The sequence below is a fragment of the Blastococcus sp. TML/M2B genome, assembly GCF_016612865.1.
Taxonomy (GTDB): domain Bacteria; phylum Actinomycetota; class Actinomycetes; order Mycobacteriales; family Geodermatophilaceae; genus Blastococcus.
This window is the reverse complement of sequence record NZ_JAENZZ010000003.1, coordinates 156,661-172,101: the sequence shown is the minus strand read 5'-3', so window position 1 is coordinate 172,101 and position 15,441 is coordinate 156,661. Positions and strand designations below refer to the sequence as shown.

Genomic DNA, 15,441 nt, shown 5'->3' with positions numbered 1-15,441 from the left:
TTTCCCGTGGAACCAGACGTGCCGGGGACGGGTCAGTTGGCCATGTCCACGAAGCGGCTGTAGTGGCCCTGGAAGGCGACGGTGACGTTCGCGGTGGGCCCGTTGCGGTGCTTGACCAGCATGATGTCGGCCTCGCCGGCCCGCGGGGACTCCTTCTCGTACATGTCCTCGCGGTGGATCATCATCACCATGTCGGCGTCCTGCTCGATCGAGCCGGACTCGCGGAGGTCGGACAGCATCGGCTTCTTGTCCTGACGCTGCTCCGAGCCACGGTTGAGCTGCGACATCGCGATCACCGGGAGCTCGAGCTCCTTGGCCAGCAGCTTCAGCGCACGGGAGAACTCCGAGACCTCCTGCTGGCGGCTCTCGACCTTCTTGCCCGAGGTCATCAGCTGGAGGTAGTCGATGACGATCAGCTTGAGGTCGTTGCGCTGCTTGAGCCGGCGCGCCTTGGCCCGGATCTCCATCATCGTCATGTTCGGCGAGTCGTCGATGTAGAGCGGGGCGTCGGCGATCTCGCCCATGCGGCGGGCCAGCTTCGACCAGTCCTCGTCGCTGAGCGAGCCGGCGCGCATGTGGTGCAGCGGCACCTTCGCCTCGGCGGACAGCAGACGCATGGTGATCTCGTGCTTGCTCATCTCGAGCGAGAAGATGGCGGCGGGCATGTGGTGCTTCACCGCGGCCGAGCGGGCGATGTCCAGCCCGAGGGTGCTCTTGCCGACACCGGGCCGGGCCGCGATGACGACCATCTGGCCGGACTGCAGGCCGTTGGTCAGCTCGTCGAGGTCGCGGATGCCGGTGGGGACGCCGCGCGCGGTGCCGCCCCGGGAGGCGATGGCGTCCAGCTCGTCCATGGTGGGCTGGAGGACGTCGGCGAGGCGGGAGTAGTCCTCGCTCATCCGCTTCTCGGTGACGTCGTAGATCTCCTGCTGGGCGCGGTCGACGATGTCGTCGACGTCGCCCCGGCCGCCCGCGGCGCCGTAGCCCAGCTGGACCACGCGGGTGCCGGCCTCGACCAGCCGGCGCAGCACGGCCTGCTCCGCGACGATCGCGGCGTAGTAGCCGGCGTTGGCCGCCGTCGGCGTCGAGGCGATGAGCGTGTGCAGGTAGACCGCGCCGCCCATCTTCGACAACTGGTCGGTGCGGTTGAGCTCGGCGGCCACGGTGATCGCGTCGGCGGGCTCGCCACGGCCGTAGAGGTCCAGGACGACGTCGAAGATGATCTGGTGCGCCGGGCGGTAGAAGTCGGCCCCGTGCAGGACCTCGACGACGTCGGCGATGGCGTCCTTGCTCAGCAGCATGCCGCCGAGCACCGACTGCTCGGCCTGCACGTCCTGCGGCGGCTGCCGGTCGTACTCCGGCGCCGACGCCATCGGCCGGCTGTACTCGTCGGCCACCGCCACGGGTCGTCCTCCTTCTCCTGCAGGCGCGCCCGCACCGCCGCTCACCGAGGGGAAGCCGGGAGTTCGGCGGGCACGCCGGACCGAACGCGTGTTCGGGGAATTGCTACCGCCGGGCACTGACACTTCGAGCCCGGAGAGCTGGGGACGACGTTAGGAACCCGGAGCGGCGGCGTCCAACACCTCGATCTGCACAACATGTGGACAAGTCGGTGGACGGAGGCGTGTCGACATGTGGAGACGGCGGGGGACGGCGTGGGGGCGGGTCCCCACCACGAGCGCCCCACCTGCGCCGACGCCGTCCCCGGGCTGTGGACGGGAAGTTCCCCGAAAGTTTTTTCCGCGTTGGCACGCGTGGTGTCGCCGTGACGGACGGGACCGTCCCGTCCACACCCGAGCACCCCTCCCGCAGCGCTCGCTCCCGGCGCCCGACAGCGCGAGATCGCCGATCTCGCGCGCTAAGGGGCTCCGACAGCGCGAGATCGCCGATCTCGCTGCGAGAGGAGCCGGTGGCGCGGGTGCACGAGGCGGCTCAGCGCCCCGGAAACGCCACGAGGGGCGCCGGACCGGAGTCCGACGCCCCTCGGGGACGCTGCACGCGCTCAGGGCGCGCTCAGGCGGTTCAGCCCGCGACGACCTCGATCGCCAGGGTGCTGCTGACCTCCGGGTGCACGCGCACGGTGACGGCGTGCTGGCCCGTGGTCTTGATGCTGCTGGGCAGCTCGATCCGGCGGCGGTCGAGCTCCGGGCCACCGGCCGCGGTGACCGCGGCGGCGACGTCGGCGGTCGTGACGCGGCCGAACAGGCGGCCACCGTCACCGGCGCGAGCCGGGACGCGGACCTTGAGGCCGGACAGCTGGCCGGCCACGGCCTGCGCCTCCTCGAGCGAGCGCACCTCGCGGGTGGCACGCGCCCGGCGGAGGGACTCGACCTGCTTCTCGGCACCCCGGGTGGCCTTGATGGCCAGCCCGCGGGGCAGGAGGTAGTTGCGGCCGTAGCCGCCCTTGACCTCGACGGTGTCGCCGGAGGACCCGAGACCGGTGACCTCCTGCGTGAGGATCAGCTTCATCGTCGACATGATCAGCGCGCCGTCGAGGTGTAGGGCAGCAGGGCCATCTCGCGGCTGTTCTTCACGGCCACGGCGACGTCCCGCTGGTGCTGGCTGCAGTTGCCGCTGACGCGGCGGGCACGGATCTTGCCGCGGTCGGAGATGAACTTCCGCAGCAGCGTCGTGTCCTTGTAGTCCACGTAGGTCGCCTTGTCCTTGCAGAACTGGCAGACCTTCTTCTTGGCCTTGCGAATGGGTGGCTTGGGCACCGGAGTACTCCAGAGTTCAGTGGAACAGGGATCGAAGGATCAGAAGGGCGGCTCGTCGGAGGGGCCGGCCGGCGTCGACCAGGGGTCGCTCGCACCGCCGCCACCACCGCTGGAGCCACCGAAGCCGCCGCCACCGCCGCTGCCCCCACCGAAGCCGCCGCCGCCACCCTCACCGCGGGAGGCCTTGGTGACCTTCGCGGTGGCGTAGCGCAGCGAGGGGCCGATCTCGTCGACCTCCAGCTCGATGACGGTGCGCTTCTCGCCTTCCTTCGTGTCGAACGAGCGCTGCTTGAGCCGCCCGCTGACGATGACCCGCGAACCGCGGGTGAGGGACTCGGCGACGTTCTCGGCGACCTGGCGCCACACGTTGCACCGGAGGAACAGCGCTTCGCCGTCCTTCCACTCCTGCGACTGGCGGTCGAAGGTGCGCGGCGTCGAGGCCACGGTGAAGTTGGCGACGGCGGCACCCGACGGCGTGAACCGCAGCTCGGGGTCCGACGTCAGGTTGCCGATCACGGTGATGACGGTTTCGCCGGCCATGCTCAGTGAGCCTCGGGGCGCATCAGCTTCGTGCGGAGCACCGACTCGTTCAGGTTCAGCTGGCGGTCCAGCTCCTGGACGGCGGCGGGCTCGGCCTGGATGTCGACGATCGCGTAGATGCCCTCGGCCTGCTTGTTGATCTCGTAGGCCATCCGACGACGACCCCAGATCTCGGTCTTGACGGTGCCACCGGAGTTGGTGACCACGGTCAGGAACCGGTCGAGCGAGGGCGCGATGGTGCGCTCCTCGAGATCGGGGTCGAGGATGATCATCAGTTCGTAATTGCGCACGGAGAACCCCACCTCCTCTGGTCTCAGCGGCCGCAGGGGATCTGCGGCAGGAGGGTTGTGCATGCGTTGCGCGTCCCGACGAGCTCGTGGAGAGCCGGAACGCGCGGGCCCAGGCTACCAGTGATCACCGGACCGCCCCGGCGCCGTCCACAGGCAGCCCCGGACGGCAGCGGCCGCCGCCCCCTGCCGGGGACGGCGGCCGCGTGCGTGCCGGTCGGTCAGCGCGAGGCGCGCGCGGCCTGGTGGGTGCGCACCAGCGCCGCGCCGGCGGCGGCCAGGGCGACGACGGCGGCCAGCGCTGCTGCCGGCAGCGGCTCCGCCGCGGAGGCGGTGTCGGCGGTGGTGTCGAGCTGCTCGCCGTCCTCGTCCAGCCCGGTGCCGTTCAGGCCGGCCAGCTGGCCGAACACCGGGACGGTCGCGCCGTCGTAGCTGCCCGCCAGCCCGCCGGAGCCGCCGGTCCCGGTCCCGGTCGAGCGGGTCGTGCCGCGCTCGGCCAGGAAGCGGGCCGGGTCGAAGGCCGCGGCGGCCGACCCCGCCCCCGGGCGCAGCTGGGCGGCCCCGGCACCGGTCGCGTACGCGTACTGGCTGCCCGGCACGCCCTCGACGGCGGGCGCGGCCGGCTGCTCGGGCACCGCCGGCGTGGCAGTGGGCGCGGGCGCTGGTGCCGGCTGGGTGCCCGGCGTGCTCGGCACCGGCAGCAGACCACCGGCCTGTGGCGCCGGGAGGGTGAGCGGGGGCAGCTGCGGGAGGTTGACGCCGGGCAGGTTCGGCAGCGGGACCAGCGTGTTCACCACGAACGGCGTGGGCGCCGGCAGCGGGGGCAGCAACCCCAGCACGGTGTCGGTGAGGATCGACGTGAGCGAGGCGTTGCTCTGCAGCTTGTGGGTGTAGGTGATCGAGCAGGTCAGGCAGGTCGAGGCGAACGTCTCGGTGACCGAGGCGCCCGGGGCGAGCACCCGCTTGCCGGACGGCAGGCCGAGGGTGACCTCGGTCTTCGCGGTGACGCTCACCAGCGTGGGCAGCAGCCCGCCCCCGCCGACCTGGACCGGCTTGTCCTGGATCTCGTTGACGAAGGTGACCGAGCCGCCGCCGTCGACGGAGACGATCGGCGGGGTGAGGTCGCGGATGGGCACGGTGACGGCGGGAGCGGCCGCGGCGGGCGGCGCCAGCACGACCGAGGCCGCGGCGACGGAGAGCCAGCCGAGAACCGCGACGGCGACACCGCGCCGTGCCGTCCGGTGGATGCGACCGGTTGCCATCTGCGTAGTACCTCCGACTCGACCTACTGCTGGGTAACCAGCGTCACGCTGCTGAACGATGATGTGTGATCGCGGTTACGGCTAAACCCGGATCCGGTCGCGAACTACTGTCGCCAGGCGTGGCCAACCACCCGATCGGCGTACACGTGGGCTCCGGGCTCGACGAGGACGGGCAACTGCTCGACGGCGGGCCGCTGGCCCGTGCCGCCGAGCTGGACGCCGACGTCGTCCAGCTGTTCCTGACCGACCCGCAGAGCTACAAGGCGCCCCGTCCCCGGCCTGACGAGGCGGAGCTCCGGGCGGCCGACGTCACCGTCGTGGTCCACGCGCCGTACATGCTCAACGTGGCGTCCACGAACAACCGGATCCGCGTCCCGGGCCGCAAGCTGCTCGGCCAGCACGCCACGGCGGCCGCGGCACTCGGCGCGATCGGCCTGGTCGTCCACGGCGGGCACGTGCTCGCCACCGACGACCCCGCGGTCGGCGTCGACAACTGGCGCAAGACCTTCGCCTACCAGGAGAAGGACGGCGGCTTCGCGCTGCCGCTGCTGATCGAGAACACCGCCGGCGGTGGCAACGCCATGGCGCGCGACCTCGACGCCGTCGCCCGGCTGTGGGAGGCGCTCGGCGACTTCGGCGCCGGGTTCGTCCTCGACACCTGCCACGCCTGGGCCGCGGGCTGGGACCTGACCACCGTCGTCGACGACGTCCGCGCGATCACCGGCCGGATCGACCTGGTGCACCTCAACAACAGCCGGGACCCGGCGGGCTCCAGCCGCGACCGGCACGCCCCCCTGGGCGACGGCGAGATTCCCGACGGAGCTGCTGCTCGACGTGGCCCGGGCCGCGGGCTGCCCGGTCGTCCTGGAGACACCGGGCGACGCGGCGGGCCACGCCGGGGAGATCGCCCTGCTGCGGGAGGCGCTCAGCCCCGCCCGGTGACCGGCCCGGGCGGCGCCCCGGCGGGCTCCGCGGCGGTGCGGGCGGGGCGGCGCGCGCCCAGCCGGTGGTCGGCGGGGGAGTCCTCCAGCGGGCCCCCGGCCGGGTCGTCGACGCCGGGCCAGCTGGTGCGCACGATGTCGCGGTCGGGGTCGAGGACGTCGCGGACCACCAGCGCCACGAGCACCAGGACGGCGACGTCGCGGATGACGACGGCGAGCAGGAACCACTCGACGGCGATGCCGTTGTCCTCGGGGCCGAGGTACCAGAGCATCCGCGTGACCCAGACCAGCGCCTCGGTGGCCTGCCATGCCAGCAGCGAGCGCCAGGCCGGGCGGGCCAGCACCACCAGCGGCAGCAGCCACAGCGAGTACTGCGGGCTCCACACCTTGTTGAGGAGCAGGAACCCGGCGACGAGCAGGAAGGCGATCTGGGGCAGCCGCGGGCGCACGGGAGCGGCGACGGTCAGCCAGGTGACCGCGGTGAGCATGAGCAGCGTGGTCATGGCGACGGCGCCGTTGAGCACGACCGGCGTCTGCCCGGGGGCGAGCGGGCCGTCCAGGATGCGGTCGTCGGTCAGGTGCAGGGCGATGTTCCACAGCGAGTCCGGATCGGCCTCGCGGGAGCTGTTCAGCTCGAAGAACCGGCCCCAGTTCTCCGGGGCGGCCAGCGCGACCGGCAGGTTGACCGCCAGCCAGGCCACCCCTGCGGCGACCGCCGTCCGCAGCCAGGTGCGGAGCAGCCCCGCACGGGCGCAGAGCAGGAACAGCGCCCCCAGGACGAGCACCGGGTAGAACTTCGCGGCCACCCCCAGCCCCAGCAGGACGCCGGCGGTGACCGGCATCCGGCGGGCCCACGCCCACATGCCGAGCGCGGCCAGGGCGACGGCGAACAGGTCCCAGTTGGTGAAGGCGTGCACGACCAGCAGCGGGGAGAGCCCGATCATCGCGGCGTCCCACGGCCGCCGGCCCGAGACGCCCTGCACGGCGCGGACGGTGACCAGCGCGCAGATCGCGAGCAGCAGGCAGGTCACCACGTAGTAGGCCTGCACCGGGGGCACCTCGGGCAGCAGGCCGGTGGTCTCCGCGAGCGCCTCGTAGGCCCCGCCCAGCGCGTTTGCCGCGACCATGAACGCGCCGGTCAGCACCGGGTACTCGACCGAGGTGTCCAGGTAGGGCAGCGCTCCGGAGTCCAGGTCGTAGACGCCGAACAGCGGAACGGTGTCCGAGTAGCAGAAGTGGGTGTACTGCGGGGAGCCGGTCCAGTCGCCGTCGGCGCACGGTTCCTGCTTCACCCACGCCAGGCTCAGCGCCAGGACGGCGAACAGCAGGCAGACCCGCAGCGGCGTCCAGAACAGCGCCCGCCCGGTGACCGCGTGCCGCCCCCACGGGCCGCCGACCGCTTCGCTGGCCTGTGCGGCGACCGGATCGGTCCAGGTCGGCACAACCCGGTCCGGGGACGCCGCGGGCCCGCCCGCGGAAGCGAACGGGCCCGTCGGTGTGCTGCTCACCCGCTCAGTGTGCGGGACCGGTCAGCCGTTCTCGGGGAGCACCGGACCACCCGGTCCGCCCGGCCCGCCCGGCACGCCCGGCGCGACCGGCGGCCCCTGGGTGCCCGGGCCCTGGGTCGGCGGTGTACTCGTGCTGGGCCCGGTGTAGGTCGGCCGGGTGGAGACGTTCGGGTCGTTCGGGGCGTAGTCCTGCTCGTCCGGGACGCCGTCGCCGTCGGAGTCCACCGGCTGCCGCGGGGCGGTGGTGGTCGGCGCCGACGTCGTCGGGGTGGCCGTCTCGGTGGCGGTTCCGGTCGGCTCGGCCGGCGCCTCCTGGGTCGGCTCGGGCACGCCCTCGCCGGTGTCGCCCTTGATCGACGGCGAGGACGGCAGCTTCTCCTTGGGCGTGCCCTCGAGGACGCCGTCCATGAACTGCTGCCAGATCGCGCCGGGCAGCCCGGAGCCGTAGATGATCCTGCCCTGGGCGTTGCGGATCGGCTCGTAGGCGTCGGTGCCCATCCAGACCGCCGCGGTGAGCGACGGCGTGTAGCCGACCATCCAGGCGTCCGCGTTCTCCTCGTCGGAGGAGCCGACGGTGCCGGTCTTGCTGGCCACCTCGCGGCCGTCGTCCAGCGGTCGCTTGGAGTAGCTGGCGACGTCGCGCAGCGCGTAGGTGACGTCGTTGGCCACGCGGGCGTCCATGACCTGCTCGCCGGCCTGGCCGGCGTTCTCCAGCAGGACCGTGCCCTCGCTGTCGGTCACCTTCGCGACGAAGTAGGCGTCGCGGCGGATGCCCCCGCTGGCGAAGGTGCTGAAGCCGACCGCCTGGTCGATCGGTCGCATGTCGTACTGGCCGATGCCCAGACCGGCGTCGACGCCCGCGGTCTGCGGGTCGGCCAGCGTCCGGTTGCCGCGGAACAGGTCGCTGCCGCTCTCCCACGTCTCCGGCAGGCCTGTGGCGGCGAGGATCGTCTCGCGCACCTTCTCCGCCCCGAGCTCGTAGGTGAGGCCGTAGTACGTGGTGTTGAGCGAGCGCTTCATCGCCTCCTCCAGGGTGCAGGAGGGGCAGGAGGCGCCGCCGGAGTTGCGCACCGGCTTGTCCGGGCGGTCCGGGAAGGTCTTCGACGCGCTGCCGTCGCGGCGGGCGGTGACGCTGATGCCCTCCTCGAGGGCGGTGGCCAGCACGTAGGGCTTGACCGACGAGCCGGGCTGGCGCTGGTTCATGCCGTAGTCCGTGCCGGTGCCGTTGGGCCCGCCGTAGTAGGCCTTGACCGCACCGGTGCGCGGGTCGACCGCCACCAGCGCCTCGCGGAGCACCTCCTGGTTCTCGCCCTCCATCACGGTGTTGACGGCGTTGACGGCGAGCTCCTGCGAGCGCTGGTCGACCGTGGTGACGATCTTCAGGCCGCCGCCGTAGAGCTGGTCGTCGGTGTAGCCCTTGCCGCGCAGCTCGGCGAGCGCCCGGCTGACGATCAGTCCCTCGGGGCCCGACGGGATGCCCATGGACGGCGCCACCTTGGGCAGCACCGGCGGGTAGACCGACAGCGCGCGCTCCTCGGCCGACAGCCAGCCCTCGCCGACCATCCCGTCGAGCACGAGGCCCCAGCGGTCCTGCGCACCCTCGGGATTGGTCTCCGGGTCGTAGGCCCCGGGGCTGCGGATCAGCACGGCCAGCACGGCGCCCTGCTGGGCGGTCAGCTCGGAGGCCGGCACGTCGAAGTAGGTGTTCGCCGCCGACTCGATGCCGTAGGCGCCGCGGCCGAAGTAGATGGTGTTCAGGTAGTTCTCGAGGATCTGCTCCTTCGAGTAGTTGTTGTCCAGCTTGATCGCCAGGAAGAGCTCCTGGAACTTGCGGCTGAACGTCTGCTCGGAGTTCTGCAGGATCGCGTTCTTCACGTACTGCTGGGTGATCGTCGAGCCACCCTGGGTGGAGCCGCCGGTCAGGTTGCTCCAGGCGGCGCGGGCGATGCCGGTCGCCGAGATGCCCGGGTCGTTGTAGAAGTCCCGGTTCTCCGCGGCCAGGATCGCGTTCTGCGCGGCCTCGCTCACCTGGTCCAGCCGCACGTTGGTGCGGTTCTCGTCGCCGAGCCGCGCCATCTCGGTAGTGCCGTCGGCGTAGTAGACGACGGTGGTCTGGGCGTTGGTGATCGAGTCGGGGCTCGGCACCTCGGTGCTGGCGTAGACGACGCCGATGAAGACGCCGAGCAGCACGACCAGCCCGCCGATGATGCCGGCGCCGATCTTCAGCCGCCGCCGACGGCGCTGCTTCTTCGTGCGCGCCGGCCGGCCCTTGCCGCTGCCGGAGGGGCGGCCACCGGAGCCCGGCGGGCGACCGGACCCGGGCGGGCCACCGGACCCCGGCGGACGGCCGCCGCCGGAGCCGGGCGGGCGGCCACCGGAGGACGGCGGTCGCCCGCCGCCCGGCCGCCGCTGCGCGCGGCCGGGGTGCGGGGCCGGCCGGCCGGCTGACCCGCCGGCCGTCGCGCGCCGGAGCCCCCGCGTGCGGACCCGCCACCACCCCCCGTGCTGCGGGTGCGGGTGGGAGCCGGACGGCGCACCGAACCGGCGCGCGGTCCGACGGGCGAGGTCTCGTCGTGGGTCGGCACGCGGTGAACCCCTTCCTGAACTGGTGGTGGGCGGCGGGCGGTGCCCGGTCGCGGTCGTGCGTGGTGGCAGCCTTGCGTCTTCAGCTGTGGGCGCGGGGGAGGCCCGCGTGGTGCTCGCCCCGCCAGGGGCTGGTGTGACGGAGGGGTCCGCCGTGACGGTGAACCCTCCCGCGCGGGTGGCTAGTCCGTGGCGGTCCGGCGCCGGCCGCGCTGCGGCCGGCCCGGGGCGGGCTCGACCCCGAGGACGTAGGAGCACTCGAGGTGGTTCCAGCCGCAGCTCCGGCACACCTCGACGGCGTACACGGTGAACTCCTCCTGCGCGGCGTCCATCCGGGCCAGCTCGACGGGTGACTTGGCCTGCCCGGACACCGGGCCGAGCCGGTCGCCGTACACGTAGTTCACGCGGGTGAGGCGCTGTCGGCGGCACACCGGGCAGGGCGTCTCCGTCGCCTCGCCGTGGTACTTGGCCGCCCGTGAGAGGTACGGGCTGGCGTCGCACACCTCGAACAGGCCGGTGCGCCCGGAGTGCACGTCGGCCAGGACGGCTCGCCGCTGCAGCGAGTAGTCCACGACGGATCGACGTCCGGGCACCGCGCCAATGTACGTGCCGGACCTGTGAACGGGCAGGTTCGTGAGCCGTGCTACACGCGGCACACCGGCGCCGTGTCGTGCCGAGTGGGGCCCGGAGGGTCCCGCGCAGGCGCGACGGACGCGCTCCACCCAGCCGGGGGACGACTCCTGGCCGCGGTGCGACCCGGAGGGTCGCAATGTCACATGTCGTTGTATCGTCTCGATACATCGACCGTGGGACCGAGGAGGCGTGGTGCTCGAGTTCGCCATCCTCGGTCTGCTGCACAAGGCGCCGATGCACGGCTACGAGCTGCGCAAGCAGCTCGCGCAGGTGCTCGGCGGGTTGCGGAGCATCTCCTACGGCTCGCTGTATCCCGCGCTCAAGCGGATGCGCGCGGCCGGGCTCATCAGCGCTGACGAGCCCACGCCGCACGCGCTGCTCCCGGCGGACGCCCCGGCGCTCACCGGCCGGCGCGGGAAGGTGGTCTACACGATCACCGCGGAGGGCAAGGAGCGCTTCCACGACCTGGTCAGCCAGACCGGGCCGGAGGCGTACGACGACGGTGGGCTCTTCGGGGTCCGCCTCGCCTTCTTCGGGCACACGGCCTCCGACGTGCGACTGCGGATCCTCGAGGGCCGCCGTCGCACCGTCGAGCGGCAGCGCGAAGGGTTGCGGTCCTCGTTGTCGCGGACCCGTCAGCGGCTCGACCGCTACACCCTCGAGCTGCAGCGCCACGGCCTGGAATCGGTGGACCGGGAGGTCCGCTGGCTCTCGGAGCTGATCGATTCCGAACGCCGTGAGGCGTCGGGGAGCACAGCAGGACGCGAGGAGCCGGGCGACGCCCCGGCACCGGCGGCCCCTGCACCGTCATCCGCGGACCGCACCCGGTCCGCGTCCGTCGGACCCGCTGAGGGTCCAGGGGAAGGAGAGCCATGGGCTCCGTGAAGGTCGCCATCGTCGGCGTCGGCAACTGCGCCGCGTCGCTCGTGCAGGGCGTTCACTACTACCGCGACGCGGACGAGTCCACGTCCGTGCCCGGCCTGATGCACGTCCGCTTCGGCGACTACCACGTCTCCGACGTGGAGTTCGTCGCCGCGTTCGACGTGGACGCCAAGAAGGTCGGCCGCGACCTCTCCGAGGCCATCGTCGCCAGCGAGAACAACACCATCAAGATCTGCGACGTCCCGCCGCTCGGCGTCTCCGTCCAGCGCGGCACCACCCTCGACGGGCTCGGCAAGTACTACCGCGAGACGATCGAGGAGTCCGACGAGCAGCCGGTCGACGTCGTGGCCGCCCTGCGCGAGTCCGGTGCCGACGTCCTGGTCTGCTACCTCCCCGTGGGCTCGCAGCAGGCCGCGGAGTTCTACGCCCAGGCCGCGATCGACGCCGGTGTGGCGTTCGTGAACGCCCTCCCGGTCTTCATCGCCGGCACCAAGGAGTGGGCGGACAAGTTCACCGCCGCCGGCGTGCCGATCGTCGGTGACGACATCAAGAGCCAGGTCGGCGCCACCATCACCCACCGCGTGCTCGCCAAGCTGTTCGAGGACCGCGGCGTGCAGCTGGACCGCACGATGCAGCTCAACGTCGGCGGCAACATGGACTTCAAGAACATGCTCGAGCGCGAGCGCCTGGAGTCCAAGAAGATCTCCAAGACCCAGGCCGTCACCAGCCAGGTCGACCGGGACATGGGCAAGGACAACGTGCACATCGGCCCGTCGGACCACGTGCCGTGGCTCTCGGACCGCAAGTGGGCCTACGTCCGCCTCGAGGGCCGCGCGTTCGGCGACGTCCCCCTGAGCCTGGAGTACAAGCTCGAGGTCTGGGACTCCCCGAACTCGGCCGGCATCATCATCGACGCCGTCCGTGCCGCGAAGATCGCCAAGGACCGTGGCATCGGTGGCCCGATCCTGTCGGCGTCCTCGTACTTCATGAAGTCCCCGCCGGAGCAGTACGACGACAGCCAGGCCCGGGACGCCGTGGAGGCCTTCATCCGCGGCGACATCGAGCGCTGATCCCGGGACCGCACTGATCCCAGCACCGCACTGATCCCAGCACCGCATGAGGGCCCGCACTCCACCCGGAGTGCGGGCCCTCGTCGCGTCTGCGGGGCTGCGGGCCGCGCGCTGCCTACGCTGGCGGCCATGCGGCCCCGGACCCTGCTCCCCGCCGCGGCGGTGGCCCTCGCGCTGCTGACCGGGTGCGCGGGGGACGGCGGGCGGCGCGACGCCGGGGACGCCGTGACGCGGGACGAGGCGGCGGTGCTGGCCGCGCTGCTGGAGCGCAACCGCGCCGAGGGCGGCGCCGACTTCGTGGTGACCGCGCCCTTCGGCGACGGCGCCGTCCTGACGCTCACCGGCGAGGTCGACTTCCGCGCCGGGACGGGTCGGGCGACGGCGGTGACCAGCGCCGACGGCGTGGACCTCGTGCGCACGGTCTTCTTCTCCCGCGATCAGCTGTGGTTCGGCGACGTCCCGGGCGCGACCGAGGCGCTGGGCGGCTCGGGCGCGACCTTCCTGACCCGCCCCGTGGAGGCCGGCGAGGCCGAGCCCCCGCTGGTCGACGTCCTGGTGGGCATCGTGCTGGGCCTCGCCGCCGACGACGGCGACGACCCGGCCGGCTTCCTGGCCGGCGGTTACAGCTGGGAGGGGCGGCGCTCGATCGACGGCCGCCCGACCGACCTGTTCGGCCTGCCCGGCGAGCGCACGGTGGCGGTCTCCTCGACCGAGGACCTGCTCGTGCAGTTCGCGACGCCGCTGCCGGCCGCCGACGGCGAGCTGGAGGCGATGACGACGCTGGCCGAGCACGGCCCCCGCGCGCTGGACCTGCCGGGGGAGGCGCAGTCGGCACCGCTGGCCGAGCACCCGGAGCTCGCCGGGGCCATCGGCCTCTAGGGCCTGTAGGGCGCCTATAGGGCCCATCCGGGCCCGGGCAGACAAGTGGGAAGGGGCGGCCTCTTCCCCAGACCGCCCCTTCCCGGGTACTTCCTACCAGATGCGCGGCGTTCCGGCAGCCACCCTCAGTTCACCGTCGGGTCGGCCGGCGCGGTGCTCAGCACGGCGAGCCGCCCGCGCTGCCGCCGCACGACCGCGCGCCACAGCTCCGGGCCCGAGATATCGGCCAGGACGTCGTCCGGCGAGCCCGGCACCACGGCCCAGGCGCCCTCGGTGAGCTCGCCGGCCAGCTGCCCGGGCGACCAGCCCGCGTCAACCGGCGAAGACCCGCAGCCCGGCCACGCAGCCGGTCAGCGGCTCGGGGTCGACGTCGAGGTCGATCAGGTGGATCCCGTCGGCGACCGGGCGCAGCCCGAGGCCGGCCGGCGGCCCCGGCGCGGGGCAGCGGGCGAGGCACAGCGCGGTGTCGGTCTCGCACGGCCCGCCCACGTGGAACACGCCGGGCTCGACCGCCAGGTCGCGCCAGCCGGGCAGCACGTCCCGGATCTCCACCTGGCTCGGGCTGCCCAGGACGACGCCGAGCGTGCCGGTCTCCGAGTGGTCGAGGACGTAGACCACCGAGCCCGCGAAGGTGGGGTCGGAGAGCCCGGGCATGGCCACGAGCAACGAGCCGGGGCGCACGTCGTCGAGGTCGCCGATGGACAGCGCCGGCACCGGCGCGCGCCGACGACCGGTCCCGGGCCGCGCGGGCGGGCCGGACTCGGGATCGGGCACCGGCGTCATCGTCCCCAGTGTGCCCCACCTCCGGGCCGCCGGCGTCGTCGTCGTCCCGCCGTCCTCCTACGCTGGCCGGGTGCGGGAGGAGGGGGCCACGGTGCGCTCCCTGCTCGCCCGGCGCGACTTCCGCCGGCTGTTCGCGACCCGCCTGCTGGCCCAGTTCGGGGACGGCGTCTTCCAGGCCGCGCTGGCGGGCACGGTGCTGTTCAACCCGCAGCGCGCCGCGGACCCGCTGGAGGTCGCCGCGGGGTTCGCCGTCCTGCTGCTGCCCTGGTCGCTGCTCGGCCCGTTCGCCGGCGTGTGGCTGGACCGCTGGAGCCGGCGGGCGGTGCTGCTGCGGGCCAACGTGCTGCGCGCCGCCCTGGTCGCGGTCGTCGCGGCGGTCATCCTCGGCGGGGTCGACGGCGTCCCGTTCTACCTCGCGGGGCTGGCGGTCTTCTCGGTCAACCGGTTCGTGCTGGCCGCGCTGTCGGCCGGGCTGCCGCACACGACCGACGCCCTCGTGCCGGCGAACGCGCTGTCGACGACGGCGGGGTCGATCGCCACCGTGGCCGGTGGCGGCACGGCGCTGCTCCTGCTGCCGCTCACCGGCTCGGGCGACGCCGGGTACGCCGCGATCGCGCTGGCCGCGGCGCTGCCCTACCTCGCCGCCTCCGCCGTCGTCTCGGGCTTCGACCGCCGCTACCTGGGGCCGGACGCGGGTGCCGAGCAGCCGGCGGCCCGGCACGTCGTCGCCGGCATGGTCGCCGGCGCCCGGTACGCCTGGGGGCTGCCCCGCGTCGCCGCGGCGCTGGCCGCGATCGGGCTGCACCGGGTCTGCTTCGGCCTGTTCACCCTCATGACGCTGCTGCTGCACCGCGGCCCGTTCGAGGACGCCACCGGCCTCGTCCGGGGCGGGCTGGCCGGGCTGGGCCAGCTGGTGGCAGCGATCGCGGCCGGCTCGCTGCTGGCCGCGTTCGTCACCCCGGCGGCCGTGCGCCGCGCCGGGCGGGTCCGCTGGACCGTCGGGCTGCTGTTGGTCGGCGGGGTGGCCCAGGTGCTGCTCGGGCTGCCGTTCTCACCGCCGGCGGTCCTCGCCGGGGGCTTCGTCCTGGGCCTGGTCGGCCAGGGCGTGAAGATCTGCGTGGACGCGACCCTGCAGGAGGACGTCGAGGACGACGTCCGCGGCCGGGTGTTCTCCGTCTACGACACCCTGTTCAACGTCGCCTTCGTCGGGGCCGTCGTGGCCGCCGCGTTCGTGCTGCCCGAGTCGGGCCGCTCGGTGCCGGTGCTGCTGGCGATCGGCGCCGGGTACCTGCTCGCCGTCGTGGCGTTCCTGGGCCTGCGCCGCCGCACCCCCGCCCCCGTCCGCGGCTGACCCCC

At 73.3% G+C, this 15,441-nt stretch carries 15 protein-coding genes and 1 pseudogene; 5 read left to right on the top strand and 11 right to left on the bottom strand.

All coding sequences use genetic code 11. From position 1 onward, the window contains the following. Window positions 1-32: 32 nt before the first annotated feature. The 6 genes from dnaB to JKP75_RS19285 form a co-directional block, all read right to left on the bottom strand. Window positions 33-1,403, bottom strand: a complete 1,371-nt coding sequence (gene dnaB / locus JKP75_RS19310; RefSeq protein ID WP_200489816.1) for a replicative DNA helicase — start codon at window positions 1,401-1,403, stop codon at window positions 33-35. A gap of 619 nt (window positions 1,404-2,022) precedes the next feature. Next, window positions 2,023-2,469: a 50S ribosomal protein L9 gene (gene rplI / locus JKP75_RS19305; protein ID WP_200489815.1), complete on the bottom strand. Its 447-nt coding sequence runs from the start codon at window positions 2,467-2,469 to the stop codon at window positions 2,023-2,025. An 11-nt stretch (window positions 2,470-2,480) separates the two neighbouring features. Beyond that, on the bottom strand, window positions 2,481-2,717 hold the full coding sequence (gene rpsR / locus JKP75_RS19300) for a 30S ribosomal protein S18 (RefSeq protein WP_200493416.1): 237 nt from the start codon (window positions 2,715-2,717) through the stop codon (window positions 2,481-2,483). A 39-nt stretch (window positions 2,718-2,756) separates the two neighbouring features. Then, window positions 2,757-3,257: a single-stranded DNA-binding protein gene (locus JKP75_RS19295; RefSeq protein ID WP_200489814.1), complete on the bottom strand. Its 501-nt coding sequence runs from the start codon at window positions 3,255-3,257 to the stop codon at window positions 2,757-2,759. Window positions 3,258-3,259: 2 nt separating this feature from the next. Beyond that, entirely contained in the window at window positions 3,260-3,547 is a 288-nt protein-coding gene (rpsF, locus tag JKP75_RS19290) for a 30S ribosomal protein S6 (RefSeq protein ID WP_200489813.1), read from the bottom strand. 218 nt (window positions 3,548-3,765) lie between these two features. Beyond that, the gene (locus JKP75_RS19285) at window positions 3,766-4,806 is read right to left on the bottom strand and encodes a hypothetical protein (RefSeq protein ID WP_200493415.1); all 1,041 of its coding nucleotides are present in this window, start codon (window positions 4,804-4,806) and stop codon (window positions 3,766-3,768) included. 65 nt (window positions 4,807-4,871) lie between these two features. Between JKP75_RS19285 and JKP75_RS22175 the strand changes: the two are divergent. Further along, window positions 4,872-5,564 (top strand): annotated as a pseudogene (locus JKP75_RS22175) (deoxyribonuclease IV); the annotation flags it as partial. A gap of 167 nt (window positions 5,565-5,731) precedes the next feature. On the opposite strand, the gene JKP75_RS19275 reads toward JKP75_RS22175, so the two are convergent. The 3 genes from JKP75_RS19275 to JKP75_RS24215 form a co-directional block, all read right to left on the bottom strand. Further along, the gene (locus JKP75_RS19275; protein ID WP_309230054.1) at window positions 5,732-7,189 is read right to left on the bottom strand and encodes a glycosyltransferase 87 family protein; all 1,458 of its coding nucleotides are present in this window, start codon (window positions 7,187-7,189) and stop codon (window positions 5,732-5,734) included. An 87-nt stretch (window positions 7,190-7,276) separates the two neighbouring features. Further along, window positions 7,277-9,445, bottom strand: a complete 2,169-nt coding sequence (locus JKP75_RS19270; protein ID WP_309230053.1) for a transglycosylase domain-containing protein — start codon at window positions 9,443-9,445, stop codon at window positions 7,277-7,279. A gap of 575 nt (window positions 9,446-10,020) precedes the next feature. After that, window positions 10,021-10,431 carry a DUF5318 family protein gene (locus JKP75_RS24215; protein WP_200489807.1) on the bottom strand — a complete coding sequence of 137 codons (411 nt, stop codon included), beginning with the start codon at window positions 10,429-10,431 and terminating at the stop codon, window positions 10,021-10,023. A 232-nt stretch (window positions 10,432-10,663) separates the two neighbouring features. Here JKP75_RS24215 and JKP75_RS19260 point away from each other — a divergent pair, with 232 nt between their 5' ends. From JKP75_RS19260 to JKP75_RS19250, 3 genes are all read left to right on the top strand, one after another. Then, window positions 10,664-11,356, top strand: coding sequence for a PadR family transcriptional regulator (locus JKP75_RS19260; RefSeq protein WP_309230052.1), 693 nt, complete (start codon window positions 10,664-10,666; stop codon window positions 11,354-11,356). Next, complete coding sequence (locus tag JKP75_RS19255) at window positions 11,344-12,423, top strand: inositol-3-phosphate synthase (protein WP_200489806.1); 1,080 nt, start codon at window positions 11,344-11,346, stop codon at window positions 12,421-12,423. The genes JKP75_RS19260 and JKP75_RS19255 overlap by 13 nt, the downstream gene beginning before the upstream one ends. A 129-nt stretch (window positions 12,424-12,552) precedes the next feature. After that, window positions 12,553-13,302 carry a hypothetical protein gene (locus JKP75_RS19250; RefSeq protein ID WP_200489805.1) on the top strand — a complete coding sequence of 250 codons (750 nt, stop codon included), beginning with the start codon at window positions 12,553-12,555 and terminating at the stop codon, window positions 13,300-13,302. Between the two features lie 125 nt (window positions 13,303-13,427). Here the strand turns inward: JKP75_RS19250 and JKP75_RS23215 are convergent, their stop codons facing one another. Beyond that, window positions 13,428-13,556: a hypothetical protein gene (locus JKP75_RS23215; RefSeq protein WP_309230051.1), complete on the bottom strand. Its 129-nt coding sequence runs from the start codon at window positions 13,554-13,556 to the stop codon at window positions 13,428-13,430. 58 nt (window positions 13,557-13,614) lie between these two features. Further along, a complete protein-coding gene (locus tag JKP75_RS23210; protein ID WP_309230050.1) occupies window positions 13,615-14,076 on the bottom strand; it encodes a YqgE/AlgH family protein in 462 nt (153 codons plus the stop codon). Between the two features lie 19 nt (window positions 14,077-14,095). Between JKP75_RS23210 and JKP75_RS19240 the strand changes: the two genes are divergently transcribed. Next, window positions 14,096-15,436: an MFS transporter gene (locus tag JKP75_RS19240; protein WP_309230049.1), complete on the top strand. Its 1,341-nt coding sequence runs from the start codon at window positions 14,096-14,098 to the stop codon at window positions 15,434-15,436. Window positions 15,437-15,441 lie beyond the last annotated feature (5 nt).